Below are 12,662 nucleotides of genomic sequence, written 5' to 3'. Positions count from 1 at the left end.
CTCTACCCCCGGCCTTCAACTGGCAGGTCGAGCTCGGAGGCCAGGACCTCAAGCGAATCGCCGATGATCGAGATGATCTCGCCGACCTGTTCGCTGGTGACGATCATCGGCGGCGCGACCATGAAATTGTCGCCGTCGACGCCGCCCTTGACCCTCCGTCCATAGATGATCAGCCCGCGCTCATAGGCGAGGTCGAGCAGCCGTTGCGTCGCTTTCTTGCTCTGGTCGATCGGCTTTAGCGTATCGGGATCGGCGACCATTTCGGCGCCTGTCAGCAGGCCCTTGCCGCGCACATCGGCAATGAACGGGAAGCGCTTCGCCAGACCCTTCAATCCGTCCATCAGCACGTCGCCCATGGCAGCTGCATTGGCGATCAGGTCGAGCCGGTCCATTTCGCCAAGCACGGCAAGCCCGGCGGCGCAGGCGAGCGGGTTGCCGGCATAGGTGTGGCCGTGCTGGAAGCCGCCGGAGGCGAGCAGTGGCTCGACCAGCCGCATCGGCGCCGCCAATGCCCCGAGCGGCGCATAGCCCGATCCCAGCCCCTTCGACAGCGCGACGATATCAGGCTTGCAGTTCCAGTGGTCGCCGCCGAGGAATTTGCCGGTGCGGCCGGCCCCGCTCATCACTTCGTCATGGATCAGCAGGATGCCGTAGCGATCGCAGATCTCGCGGATGCGCGCGTAGTAGCTGTCTGGCGCGACAAGCGCTGCGGTCGCTGCGCCGCCGATCGGCTCCATGATGAAGGCGACGACGCTTTCGGCACCTTCGGCGAGGATCTTTTCCTCCAGCATGTCGGCGTAACGGATGCCGCGCTGCTCCATCGAGAGATTGTCGCGGTCGCGCCAGGCGGTCGGTGCCGGCACGGTCGGCATCACCCGCATCATCGGTGTAAAACTTTCGGCCAGTGCGTCGTCGCCGGTGATCGAAAGCGAACCCAGCGTGCCGCCATGATAGGAAGGGAAGCGCGTGATGACCTTCCAGCGGCTCGCCTGGCCGGTGGCCACCGCCCATTGCCGCGCCAGCTTGATGCAGGATTCCGTAGCCTCCGACCCGCCGGAGACGAAGAAGATGCGGTCCATGCCTTCCGGCAGCTTACCGGCAAGTTCACGCGCCAGCTCCTCGGCCGGCTCGTTTTCGAAATGCAGTCGGTAGGCGAAGGTGGCGCGGTCCATCTGCCGCTTCATCGCATCGAGCACATTACGGTTGGAATGGCCGATATTGGCGACCATCGGACCGCTCGATCCGTCGATGAAACGGCGGCCATCCTGCGTCCACATATAGATGCCTTCGGCGCGGTCGATCAGCGGCCGGCGCAGGCTGGATAGGTAGAACAAATGCGATTGGCGGCGGGCGTCGGTGTCTTGAATGGCAGGCTGGACTTTCGACATGTCAGGACTTTCCAAGATAGCGATCGAGGACATTCTGGGTAACCCGTTCGACCATCGGGTCTTGTCTTAGCAGGCCGGCAACCCATTCGCAGCTTCCGGCGTGAAACACTTCGCCCTTGCCGCGTGGAAAATTGACGATCATGCCATTGCTGCGTTTGACCTTTTCGAGATTGGCGTTGCTTCTGTCGCCAAACAGCGTCTCGGCGCTGAAGCGGCCATCCTCGTCGGTGAGGAACTGGTCCTCGACCGGAATGTCGGCGCTCTCTTCGACTTGGCTTGCCATGCCGACGGCCAGCACCTGCAAGCCATCGGGCGCACCGCTGGACGCGGTCGGGTAGGGCAGGCCACCGCGTAGCTCGAATTCGAGCCCGTCGACCTCATAACCATAGACATGGCTGTCGGCGCCGAGCAGGTCACCGTAATAGATGCCGGTGCCGGCGAAGGCCCAATGCTCGGGCCGGTAGACTGGAAAACCGCGGATGCCGCGCGGCGCACAGCCGCCCCAGCCCGCGTAAAGGCCACGGGTGGCATTGAGCCCGAAGGTGGCTGAACCCGGCCGGCCGATTTCGGGCGCTTCCCAGGAATTGGTGGCGCGTGTCACGTCGCCGCCGTGATAGGCGGGATCCTCGGCCCGGGCGCGGTATTTGTAGCAGACCTGCCGACGGCCCTCGTCCTCGAGCCGCGTCTGCCACATGAAATTGCCGGCAAAGCGCGCCGCATGGCCGCCGCGCTCGACATAGTTGTCGACTGCATCGCGCATTTCCCAGGTCCAGTATTCGTCATGGCCGACAAAGACCGCGCAATCGTAGCCGTCGAGAATCTCAGGCGAGAAATGCAGATCATGCTGGCTTGTCAGGTCGACATCATAACCAGCCCGCTCGGCAAAGCGAAAAAAATGGCTGTCGTAGCTGGCCCAGCCCGACGAGGCGTATTTCTTCGAATGGCCGGTGGCGAGCGCCCATTCCATGTGCGGGTAGCGCGGCACGGTCTTCGGCAGCACCGCGACCTCCAGCGGCACGCGCGGCGCATCCCCGGGCAGCACGACGAAGCCGCGGCACCAGGGGCGCTGCGTCGACACGATGGGCGAATACTGGTCCCGGTCGGGTCCGGTGATGCCCTGATAATGGTTGGAACCGCCCCAGGTGTTGTAGGCAAGCCAGGTGCCCGTCGCCGCCACCTGCAGCACACGGCCGGGTTTCTTGCCAGACTGCGGGCTGACGATGAACAGATGGTGGGATTGGATCGGCTTGCCGTCGCGTCCGTCCGCGGTCAGCGTCACGCGGTAGGCGCCGGACGGCCAGTCACTTCCCACGCGAAACTCGAAGGAGGCTTCCCAGCCGCAGCCTTCGGCCGAGCATTGGTCCGGACTGTCCTGCCAGAGCGATGCGATGCCCGACTTCTCGAACACTTTCGTCTCGGTGCCGCCGTCCCGAACGATCGTCATGCCGAAGGACGGAGCGGTCGAGCTGATGTGCAGTGTAACTGTCTCACCGGTACGGTACGAAAACCGGTCGCTATAGCACCAGATCTCGCCGCGCTCGCCATCCATGCCTGGCCATTCGTAATAGTGGCCGCGCACGGCATGACGGCGCTGCTCGGGCGTCAGTCCGAAATCGGGAAATTCAGTGATCAATCTGGTCATCATCTTGCTCAGGCGGAAAGATATTTCTTGAGGAAGGTGCGCGTGCGTTCCTTCCGCGGCGCGCGAAAGATGTCGGCCGGCGGGCCTTCTTCCACCACCACGCCGCCATCCATGAACAGCACACGGTCGGCGACTTCGCCGGCAAAGCGCATCTCATGTGTTACGATGAGCATGGTCATGTGTTCGGCGGCAAGCTGTTTCATCACCGCGTTGACCTCGTCGACCAACTCCGGGTCGAGCGCCGAGGTGGCCTCGTCGAACAGCATCACCTTGGGCTGCATGGCCAGAGCCCGCGCTATCGCCACACGCTGCTTCTGGCCGCCCGAAAGCCGCGAGGGGTAGGCGTCGATCTTGTCGGCAAGCCCAACCTTGGACAGCAGGCTCTGCGCGAACGCCTTGGCATCGGCTTTGGGCATGCCTTTCAGGATCACCGGCCCCATGGTGATGTTCTGGATCACCGTCAGGTGCGGGAACAGATTGAAGTGCTGGAACACCATGCCCATCTGCTGGCGCACCTTGTTGATGTGCCGCTCGAAGGCCTGGCCGTGCAGCTTCTGGTTGACCTGCACGCCATCCAGCCAGACTTCACCGCCGTTCAACGTCTCGAGATGGTTGATAGAGCGCAGCAGCGTGCTCTTGCCGGAACCGCTCGGCCCGATGATCGCCACGATCTGCCCGCGCTGGACCGACAGGTCGATGCCTCTGAGAACCTCGACCGCGCCGAAAGCTTTGCGTGCGCCGCGAACCTCCACCATTGGCCACTGCGTGCTCATCGAGAAACCTCCACGTGCCGTTCAAACCGATGCAAGGCCGCTTCCAGCACAAGGTTCAAGATGTAATAGAGCGCGGCGGCCGTGATGTAGAATTCGAACGGGCGGAACGTTTCGCTGATCGCCAGTTGCGCCGAGTGAACGAGTTCCGCGATGCCGATGACCGAGACGATGGAAGACTCCTTCAACAACGCGATCAGGTTGCTGCCGATCGGCGGCGCCGTGTTACGGACGGCTTGCGGTATCACGACATAGTGCAGCGCCTGCCATTTGCCGAAGCCGATGCTGCGCGCGCCCTCCGTCTGGCCGACATCGACCGCGACGATGCCCGCGCGGATGACGTCAGCGTTATAGACGGCAAAGTGGAAGCCAAGTCCGACAATGCCTGCGACAAGGGCAGGGATATCGATGCCGATCTGCACCAGTCCGAAATAGATCAGGAAAAGCTGCAGCAGCAGCGGCGTACCCATGAATACCCACATGAAGGCGCGTACGGGATAGGCAATGATCGCCGGCGCATAGAGCACGATGACGGCAAACAGGATGCCGAAGACGAAACTGAGGGCTCCAGCCGAGACCGTCAGCACGGCTGTCCACCAGGCGCCGGTCAGAAGAAGGTCCCAGTAGGGCACGACAACGCTGAAATCGAGACCTTGCATCACGCTCCCCGGTCAGATGATGGCAAAGCGCTTGTCGAGCAAGTCGACGATGCGGGCGACGGCGTAGACCATGATCATGTAAAGCAGGGCCGCGACGCCGAAAATCTCGAATGGCTTGTAGGTCGAGCCGATGAAACGCTGCGCCGTATAGGTCAGCTCCACCACCGAAATGGTGGACACCAGCGCGGAACCCTTCAGTAAGGCGACCGTGTTGACGCCGAGCGGCCGGATCATCAGCCTAGCGGCCTGCGGCAGTACGACTTTGCGCAAGGTCTGGAAACGGCTGAATCCGATCGTGCGGGCAGCCTCAGTCTGGCCGCGATCGACCGCCATCACCGCACCTCGGATCGATTCCGCCATATAGGCACCGATGTTGAGGCCAAGGCCGATCACGCCAGCCCCGAACGGGTCCAGGTTGATGCCGATCTGCGGCCCGCCGAAATAGAGCACGAACAGCTGGATCAGGCAGGGTGTACCGCGAAACAGGCTGACATAGACGGTGCCGATGGTCCGCAGGATTGCCGATCTCGACATCCGAGCGGTTGCGGCCGGCGCGGCGGCAACTAGCCCCAGAACCAGGGCCAGCACCGTAAGTTCCAGCGTCACGAACGCCGCTTCCACGAAGAACGGGAAGACACGGCTCATCAAGGAGAAATCCATGGGTTGGCCCAGAAGGAATGTCGTTTGGTTTTCAGGCGACCCGGCCGCCTGAAACCGGAAGGGATCAGCGAATGTCGCTGCCGACCCACCGCTTGGAGATCTTCTCGTAAGTGCCGTCGGCCATCATCCCGTCCAATGCCTTCTGCATGGCGGCCTTGAGCTCCGGATTGTCCTTGCGGATGGCGATGCCGATGGCGACGCTGCCGCCTTCGATGTCAGGCGTGTCGAGCTTGCGCACCTTCTCGCCGGTTTCCTTGACGGCGACCATGACCGGAATGTTGTCGACGACGATGGCATCGACACGGCCCGCCTTCAATTCCAGCAACAATTCCGGCAAGCCCTTATAGGTGCGGACGTCCCAGCCACCTTGCGCGCGCGCCCATTTCTCGTGCGTCTCGCCCAGCGTCACGCCAAGCGTCTTGCCCTTGAGGTCGTCCAGGCTCTGCACCTTGGAATCCCGGTTCACGAAGACCGCGCGGCCGGCGTGATAGTAGGGGCCGACGAAATCGACCACCTTCTCACGCTCCGGCGTGACCGTCATCGAGCCGACGACGGTGTCGTATTTGTTGGCGAGCAGGCCGGCGATGATGCCATCCCAGGCGGCGGTGATGATGATGCCCTTGACGCCGATGCGTTCGGCGATGGCCTTGCCGATGTCGGCGTCGAAGCCGACGACCTCGTTCTGGTCGTTGACGAAGTTGAAGGGCGGATACTGCCCGCTCATGGAAATCTTCAGTTCGCCCGCCGCCTTGATCTTTTCGAGATCGTCGGCTCTGGACGAAACGGCCGTGAAGGTCGACGCAAGCAGCAGCGCGGCAACCGCGATGCCGGAAAATACCTTGTTCATCTGAATTTCTGTCCTCTGGATGGAGCGCGATGGCCTGTTCTTGGGAGGCGTTGGGGCGCTCTCCTGATGTCAATGATTGCCTTTGCCCAAGCATTGCGCAAATAGATAATGGGAATAGGGAGCATAGATATCAGGAATGGCATTGCCGCGCCCCGAACGTCTGGTCTGGGACCTCGACTGGAACCTGTTGCGCACATTCGTCGTCATCGCCGAAGTGAAGAGCATCACGCGCGCCGCCGAGCGCCTCAACCTCAAGCAACCCAGCGTCAGCAATGCGCTGAGGCGCCTGGAAGACCGCGTTGGCCGACGCTTGGTCGAGCGCGATGCGACACGCTTCGAACTCACCGAGGTCGGGCGCCTGATCTATGAGCAGAGCGTGGAGGTGTTCGGCACCATATCGCAACTGCCGCTGCTGATGCGTGGGATCAGCGACGACGTCACCGGCCACGTCATGGTCGCGACCGCCAGCCATGTGGTCTCGCCACTCTTCGACCGGGCGCTGGCGGAGTTTCACCGCAACTACCCGCGCGCCTCCATCACTATCTCGGTCGCGGCAAGCACGGAAGTCGCCAAGCAGGTGCGGGAGCGTCGCGCCTCTTTCGGCATCTGCCTCGTCAGCCAGCGCGATCAGGCACTGGACTACGCGATGGTTTATCGCGAGTTCTTCGGTTTTTTCTGCGGCCCGCAACACAGGCTCTACGGAAAAACTGGGCTGACGCTTGCCGATCTGCGGGGCGAGCCATCCGTATCCTTCCAGACTGACCACATTTCGGACGCCTTGCGGCCCGTGGCGTTGCTGCGCAGCGAGGCCAAGCTGAATGCCGACGTCGTCGGCGTGTCTTCGAGCTTGGAGGAGGTGCGACGCATGATCGTCGCCGGGCTCGGCATCGGTCCGCTGCCGCTGCATGTCGCGCGGCGCGACGTGGCCGATGGCGTGCTGTGGCGGCTGCCGCCTTACGATGCGCCGCCGGCGATCGACATCTTCCTGCTGACCAATCCCGACAAGGCGATGAATCGCGCCGAGCAGGCGCTACTGTCCGGAATTCAGGCCCTGATCGCCAAAACGCCGTTGCAGGATCGCATCTACGGCGATTGAGGCCGACGCGGGTCTATTCGATGAGTAAGGCCGAAGCTCGGTTGCGCATCGGCTCGTCCAGCGCCACCGCGGCGCGCGCGCCAAGATCGAAGCACACGGTTGTGGTCCGACTCGATGCATGGACGATGCCATCGATCGATCCGGACATCACCTGTTCGAAGCTGACGGAGGTACGGCCGATTTTCACTACATGCGAGCGGATTGTGATCAGCGAGCCGGCCTTCGTCTCGTGGCGATAGTCGATTTCGGTGCGCACGTCGGCCCATCCGGTTTGTGATGCCTGGCTGCCGTCCTGTCCCGCGATATGGCCGAGCAGCTGGAAACTGGCATCGTCGAACATCGCCGCGTAATGGCGCACATTCATGTGCCCCATCACATCGCACATCCAGGGATGCGCGACGCCCACGAAGGTGACGAGGGATTTGCTCATGGGATCCGTTCCGACCTTCATTGAAGACTGCCAGACCCCATATCGAAACGCGCTGCGACAGGCAAACAGCTGACGATTTGGCCGGTGGTTTCCGATTGAGCCGACATTCGTTAGCCGAGCCCTTGGCCCTCCCGAACAAACCGACTATCTCAGGAAGACGGCGGCAGTTCCGCCACGGGGACAGCCATGCTCAGGGTGCAAAAGGTCAAGGTCGACGACATCTACGTGCCCACCGCGCGCAAGAAGACGCTGCACCCCGAGACCGTCCGGCATCTGGCCGAGGATATATTGGAGAACGGCATGAAGACGCCGATCCAGGTCCGCCACGACGGCAAGCGCCATATCCTCGTTGAAGGCCTGCATCGGCTCGAAGCCGCAAGATGGCTTGGCGAATCAGAGATCGACGCCTATCTGGTGCAAGCCAAGCGCCATTGACACACGCCTCCTTCGCCTGCAGCACTCATAGTCTCCGCCGGCCATCTCCAGCGAGACGGCCGTCGTGCTGCTTAGGAGCCTTGGCGCGGCGCGGCTGCCTCAGATGCTTGATGCCGCTCATCTCGACGAAATTCGTCGCCGACTCCCAGAGATAGTCGCCGTAGAGAAACGGCTCGAACGGTTCGGCGCCCTCCAATGGCAGGGGCGAGATTTCCGCGTCGACGCGCGGCTCGTAGAAGAACGGGATCGAGAACCGCACCGTTTTTGGCGCAATGACCCGGTGCCGTGTCGCCCGCACGCGGCCGCCGGTCCAACGTTCCAGCAACTGGCCGAAATTGACCGCCAGTGTGCCATTGGCTGGAGGCACGTCGACCCATTCGCCGACGAGGTTCTTTGCCTGCAACCCCTCTACGCCATCCTGCGCCAGTAAAGTGACGAAGCCTGAATCGGCATGTTCGCGGCCGATGATGGTGCGTGTCTCGCCCTTGTGGATCACCGAAAACTCCGGCCCGCTGGTGTCGACGCCGGCATTGGCGTCGCGCAAGGGATAGCGGATCAGGCGCAACGTCGAGATGCCACCGTCGAAATAGGAATCGAAGATCAGTTCAGGCAGGCCAAGCCCGCGGGCGATGGACCGCATCAGCATGGTGCCGACCGTCTCCATCGCGCGATAGTAGTCAGCTGCGGCGGTACGCCAGCCGGGCAGCGCATTTTCGCCCGGCAATGGTGTCGGCTCGCACAAGGGATCGTCGGAATCTGAAACTCGCGCCGCATCGGCAAGGTCTGGCCCCATGTCGATGCCTTCCTTGTAAGAAACGGCTTGCGGCTGCAACGGAAACCAGCCGCGGTAGAAATTCTTCTTCGTATGATCGAAATTCCAGCGCAGCAGTTCCTGCTTGCCGGCATCGGGAAGCGCGAAGATGCGCAGCAATTGCGCGCGCTTGTCCGGCGTCAGCCAGTCATCGCCGGGAAAATCCCGGACCGCCATGAAGCCGATGCCGGATGCGGCGGCCATGATCCTGGCGTCGGCGCGGTCGCGGGCGGGCGAGGGCGGTCCGAACAGGTCTGCAATGCCGATTGTTTCGATGTCCGGTGTCATGAGGTCCTGCCACATCACGATAATCGATGACCTTGTATCAAAGCTTTTCAATTGACCCAACCGGCCTCGCCGGTAACTTGCCGCCTGTTCAATCCACCAATGGACCCAGGCGATGGCAAAATATGAGGGCGGATGCCTGTGCAGGGCGGTGCGCTATCGCACCGAGGCCGCGCCCATCAACGAGCGCATCTGTCATTGCCGGCTCTGCCAGAAGGCGATCGGCGCGGCCTTCAATGCGCGCGTTCTGTTCCGCATCGACGATGTGACGGTCGAGGGGCCTTTGGCCACGGTCAACACCTCACCGGACCTCGAGCGTGGTTTTTGCCCGAGCTGCGGCACGACGATGTTTTCGCGGCGCGAATCCGCCGGCATCATCGGCGTGACGACCGGTTCGCTCGACGACCCGTCGCTCTTCAGGCCCCAGATGCATATCTGGACCGTCTCGAAACAACGCTGGGTAATGCTGGATGACGGCCTGCCACAATATGAAGGCGCTCCGCCGGCCTAGCTTTCCTCATTCCCATCGACAGGAGAGGACGTGCCACAGGATGACCAAAAATTGATCCAAAGAGACACGCGATAGCCGGCAAAGCGTCATTGGCGGGCCATCTTTGTCACCCAATCTAAGCGTCGCGGGCCCGGCATTCGAGGAGACGACGGATGAACGACAGCATCAGAACCCTGGACGAGCTTTTGAGCGATCCGATGGTCCTGCTTGTGATGGAGCGCGACCGTGTGCGCCCCGAACAGGTGCGCATGCTGCTTGAGCGGGCTCGCCGGCCTTCCCCGGAGGAACCGGTTGTTCCCCCGGCGCATGTGATCGCCAGGACCTGCCAGAAACTGTGGCTGTGTCCGTAACTGCTTTGATGATTTACCCCTATGGGAACACGGCCCGGCCCCTTTTGGGGCGGTTTCGAGCTGTGCGCATTCGGCGCGGCGGCGCCAGCTTACAAATCCGTAAATTGATTATACGATCCGTGACGGTAAGGCTTGCTCCGGACTGACCGCCACCAGTCAGTTCAGCGCAACTTCGATCTCTCACATACGGAACCCGAAATGGCTGACATCTGCACTCAGGGCGTGGATACGGGCTTTGTTGGCCTTGGATTTGCCAAGGTCGCCTTTCTCGGCCTGGTGCAGGGCATCACTGAATTGCTGCCGATTTCCTCGACCGCCCATATGCGCATCGTGCCGGCGGTGCTTGGCTGGCAAGATCCGGGTTCCGCCTTCTCCGCCGCCATGCAGCTTGCAGCTCTTGCCGCCGTGGTCAGCTATTTCTGGGGCGATGTCCGGGATCTCCTGTTCGGCTCGATCGACGCTCTCACACGGCGCGATTTCGCTGACCGGCATTTCCAGCTGGCCTCCTGGATCGTGCTGGCGACAATTCCAATTGTGATCGCCGGCGTGGCGCTCTCGGGCGTTCTGAACGCCTGCAATTCGCCGCTGCGCAGCTTGAGCGTGATCGGCTGGGCCTGCATCGCCATGGCGATTCTGCTTGCGCTTGCCGAGATTTTCGCCCGTCACAAGCGTACGATCGGCGAAGCGTCGCTGGCCGACGCGCTTCTTGTCGGTGTCGCCCAGGTCGGCGCGCTGATCCCCGGCGTCTCACGCTCGGGCTCGACCCTGACGGCGGCACTTGGGCTCGGCTTCAAGCGGGCGGAGGCGGCACGCTTCTCGTTCCTGCTTGGGTTGCCGGCGATCGCGCTCGCCGGCCTCAAGGAGCTCTGGGAACTGCATAAGGTTCACCTCGATGCCCATGGCTGGTCGGTTCTCGGCGTGGGACTGGTCGTCGCCTCGATCTCCGCCTTTTTCGCCATCTGGGGCCTGATGCGTGTGCTGGAACGCTTCTCCGCTTGGCCCTTCGTCATCTACCGTGGCCTTCTCGGCGTCGTCCTGCTGCTGGGCGTGGCGATGGGGTGGCTTGTCTAGCTCCGTAACCTGAACTTGGGTGTTGCGCTGCTGCAACCCCCGAACGGACATGCGGCGCCCCTCAAAGATGTGATCGGCCGGTTTGATTGACTTCGGGATATAACAGCCCTTAACGTTCTGTTAACAAAACAGGTGGGCGGGGCCGGATGGCATCCTCGATGGGTTGGCGCCGGAAGGCGAAGGGGCTGGGGCTTACGATTGCCCTGATTGCTTTCTGTTCGGCGGCGAATTCCGCCTACACGGCTCCCGTTTCCATGATTATCGGCGGCTCGACCTCCCAGCCGATCGGCCATTATGATTTCTGCAAGATCCATTCCGCCGAATGCTCGATCCGTTCACCCGACAGCGAGCCGGAACGCATGACCGCCAAGCTGTCGCGGGAGATCAGCGCCGTAAACCTTTCGGTCAACGCGCGCGTCAAGCCGATGAGCGATCTGGACAATTACGGCAAGGAGGAATGGTGGGCCTATCCGGACAATGGCTTCGGCGATTGCGAGGATTACGCGCTGGAAAAGCGGCGTGAGCTCAACAGTCTGGGCATCGCCATAGCGAATCTCCTGATGACGGTGGTTCGCAAGCCGGACGGCGAAGGCCATGCCGTGCTGACGGTGCGTACCGACAAGGGCGACTTCATCCTCGATAATCTCGTCGACAAGGTTCGCCTCTGGAACCAAACGCCGTATCGCTATCTGAAAAGACAGGCGAGCGACAACACCGGGCACTGGGTCTCCATTCTTGGCGGCGAAGAAGAGAAGCTGGTCAGCGCCGTCAAATAGCCACGGCCGGGCATCCCGGTCGTCATCCAAGCTTCTCCCTGAGCAAATCCTTCATCCTGCCGGCAAGCGGTGCTATCCACGACAGTTCGTTGGAACCGACAATCCGGAACGCGCATGGATTTCTTGACACTCCTGCATTCGGCGCCCTTGCTGCTGACCTTGCTCAAGGCCACGCTGCCGCATGCAGTCGCCACGACGGTGGCATTCGGCCAGTGGTTCGCTGCGGTGCCGCCGTGCCGTGACGTCGCCTTCGAGACGGCCAGCTTTCTCGTCTGCGAGGTCGATCCGAAGCTGTATTCGATCGAACTATTCTGGAAAGACCCGACAGGCAAGCCTTTTCAATCGCTGCACAATCTCGACAACGCCCAGCGCACGGCCGGCCGCACCATGCTGTTTGCCATCAACGCCGGCATGTATCATCCCGACCTCAGGCCGGTCGGTCTCTATGTCGAGCGCGGCCGGGAAATGGCCGGCGTGAAGACGGGATCGGGCAGCGGCAATTTTTCGCTGCAGCCGAACGGCATCTTCTACATTGGCGGCGGCCAGGCCGCGGTCCGTGCGACCAGGGACTTCGTCAAGCGGCGGCCAGCCACCGACTATGCGACGCAATCAGGGCCAATGCTGGTGATCGACGGCCAGCTTCACCCGAAATTCCAGGCCGACGGCACCTCGCGCAAGAGCCGCGACGGTGTCGGGGTGCGAAAGGACGGGGTTGCCGTCTTCGCCATCTCGAACGGCACGGTGACCTTCCATGCCTTCGCCCGCCTGTTTCGCGATGCGCTCGGCTGCGACAACGCACTCTTTCTCGACGGCACGATATCGAGCCTGCTCGCTCCGGCCATCGGCCGCAACGACGACTACTGGAACCTGGGGCCGATGATCGGCGTCTTCAGGAAACGCGGTTGATGCTTGGCGCCATCAATCGCGGCGC

At 62.2% G+C, this 12,662-nt stretch carries 15 protein-coding genes; 7 read left to right on the top strand and 8 right to left on the bottom strand.

The window, feature by feature from the left end; genetic code table 11:
- Positions 1–2: 2 nt before the first annotated feature.
- The 6 genes from C7I87_RS15595 to C7I87_RS15570 form a co-directional block, all read right to left on the bottom strand.
- Entirely contained in the window at positions 3–1,388 is a 1,386-nt protein-coding gene (locus C7I87_RS15595; RefSeq protein ID WP_149905045.1) for an aminotransferase family protein, read from the bottom strand.
- A 1-nt stretch (position 1,389) separates the two neighbouring features.
- Positions 1,390–3,030, bottom strand: a complete 1,641-nt coding sequence (locus C7I87_RS15590; protein ID WP_149905044.1) for a N,N-dimethylformamidase beta subunit family domain-containing protein — start codon at positions 3,028–3,030, stop codon at positions 1,390–1,392.
- Between the two features lie 8 nt (positions 3,031–3,038).
- Positions 3,039–3,803, bottom strand: a complete 765-nt coding sequence (locus tag C7I87_RS15585) for an amino acid ABC transporter ATP-binding protein (protein WP_149905043.1) — start codon at positions 3,801–3,803, stop codon at positions 3,039–3,041.
- Positions 3,800–4,459 carry an amino acid ABC transporter permease gene (locus C7I87_RS15580; RefSeq protein ID WP_149905042.1) on the bottom strand — a complete coding sequence of 220 codons (660 nt, stop codon included), beginning with the start codon at positions 4,457–4,459 and terminating at the stop codon, positions 3,800–3,802. Before C7I87_RS15580 ends, C7I87_RS15585 begins: the two co-directional genes overlap by 4 nt.
- A 12-nt stretch (positions 4,460–4,471) precedes the next feature.
- Positions 4,472–5,119 carry an amino acid ABC transporter permease gene (locus C7I87_RS15575; RefSeq protein ID WP_149905041.1) on the bottom strand — a complete coding sequence of 216 codons (648 nt, stop codon included), beginning with the start codon at positions 5,117–5,119 and terminating at the stop codon, positions 4,472–4,474.
- 64 nt (positions 5,120–5,183) lie between these two features.
- On the bottom strand, positions 5,184–5,966 hold the full coding sequence (locus tag C7I87_RS15570; RefSeq protein ID WP_149905040.1) for an ABC transporter substrate-binding protein: 783 nt from the start codon (positions 5,964–5,966) through the stop codon (positions 5,184–5,186).
- A gap of 136 nt (positions 5,967–6,102) precedes the next feature.
- On the opposite strand from C7I87_RS15570, the gene C7I87_RS15565 reads away from it, so the two are divergent.
- On the top strand, positions 6,103–7,062 hold the full coding sequence (locus C7I87_RS15565; RefSeq protein WP_149905039.1) for a LysR family transcriptional regulator: 960 nt from the start codon (positions 6,103–6,105) through the stop codon (positions 7,060–7,062).
- Positions 7,063–7,075: 13 nt separating this feature from the next.
- On the opposite strand, the gene C7I87_RS15560 is transcribed toward C7I87_RS15565, so the two are convergent.
- Positions 7,076–7,492, bottom strand: a complete 417-nt coding sequence (locus tag C7I87_RS15560; protein ID WP_149905038.1) for an acyl-CoA thioesterase — start codon at positions 7,490–7,492, stop codon at positions 7,076–7,078.
- 186 nt (positions 7,493–7,678) lie between these two features.
- Between C7I87_RS15560 and C7I87_RS15555 the strand changes: the two genes are divergently transcribed.
- Positions 7,679–7,927 (top strand): ParB N-terminal domain-containing protein, encoded by a 249-nt coding sequence (locus C7I87_RS15555; RefSeq protein ID WP_149905037.1) that lies wholly within the window; start codon positions 7,679–7,681, stop codon positions 7,925–7,927.
- 25 nt (positions 7,928–7,952) lie between these two features.
- Here the strand turns inward: C7I87_RS15555 and C7I87_RS15550 are convergent, their stop codons facing one another.
- Positions 7,953–9,026, bottom strand: coding sequence for an isopenicillin N synthase family dioxygenase (locus C7I87_RS15550; RefSeq protein WP_149905036.1), 1,074 nt, complete (start codon positions 9,024–9,026; stop codon positions 7,953–7,955).
- 112 nt (positions 9,027–9,138) lie between these two features.
- Here C7I87_RS15550 and C7I87_RS15545 point away from each other — a divergent pair, with 112 nt between their 5' ends.
- From C7I87_RS15545 to C7I87_RS15525, 5 genes are all read left to right on the top strand, one after another.
- The gene (locus C7I87_RS15545; RefSeq protein WP_149905035.1) at positions 9,139–9,534 is read left to right on the top strand and encodes a GFA family protein; all 396 of its coding nucleotides are present in this window, start codon (positions 9,139–9,141) and stop codon (positions 9,532–9,534) included.
- Positions 9,535–9,686: 152 nt separating this feature from the next.
- Positions 9,687–9,884 carry a hypothetical protein gene (locus C7I87_RS15540; RefSeq protein WP_149905034.1) on the top strand — a complete coding sequence of 66 codons (198 nt, stop codon included), beginning with the start codon at positions 9,687–9,689 and terminating at the stop codon, positions 9,882–9,884.
- Positions 9,885–10,082: 198 nt separating this feature from the next.
- Positions 10,083–10,955, top strand: a complete 873-nt coding sequence (locus C7I87_RS15535) for an undecaprenyl-diphosphate phosphatase (protein ID WP_149905033.1) — start codon at positions 10,083–10,085, stop codon at positions 10,953–10,955.
- 146 nt (positions 10,956–11,101) lie between these two features.
- A complete protein-coding gene (locus C7I87_RS15530) occupies positions 11,102–11,731 on the top strand; it encodes a transglutaminase-like cysteine peptidase (protein WP_149905032.1) in 630 nt (209 codons plus the stop codon).
- A 114-nt stretch (positions 11,732–11,845) separates the two neighbouring features.
- On the top strand, positions 11,846–12,637 hold the full coding sequence (locus tag C7I87_RS15525) for a phosphodiester glycosidase family protein (protein ID WP_149905031.1): 792 nt from the start codon (positions 11,846–11,848) through the stop codon (positions 12,635–12,637).
- Positions 12,638–12,662 lie beyond the last annotated feature (25 nt).

The organism is Mesorhizobium sp. SARCC-RB16n (assembly GCF_008520305.1).
Lineage (GTDB): Bacteria > Pseudomonadota > Alphaproteobacteria > Rhizobiales > Rhizobiaceae > Mesorhizobium.
Note: the sequence above shows the minus strand (reverse complement) of the source record. Positions and strands in the feature narration are given on the sequence as shown.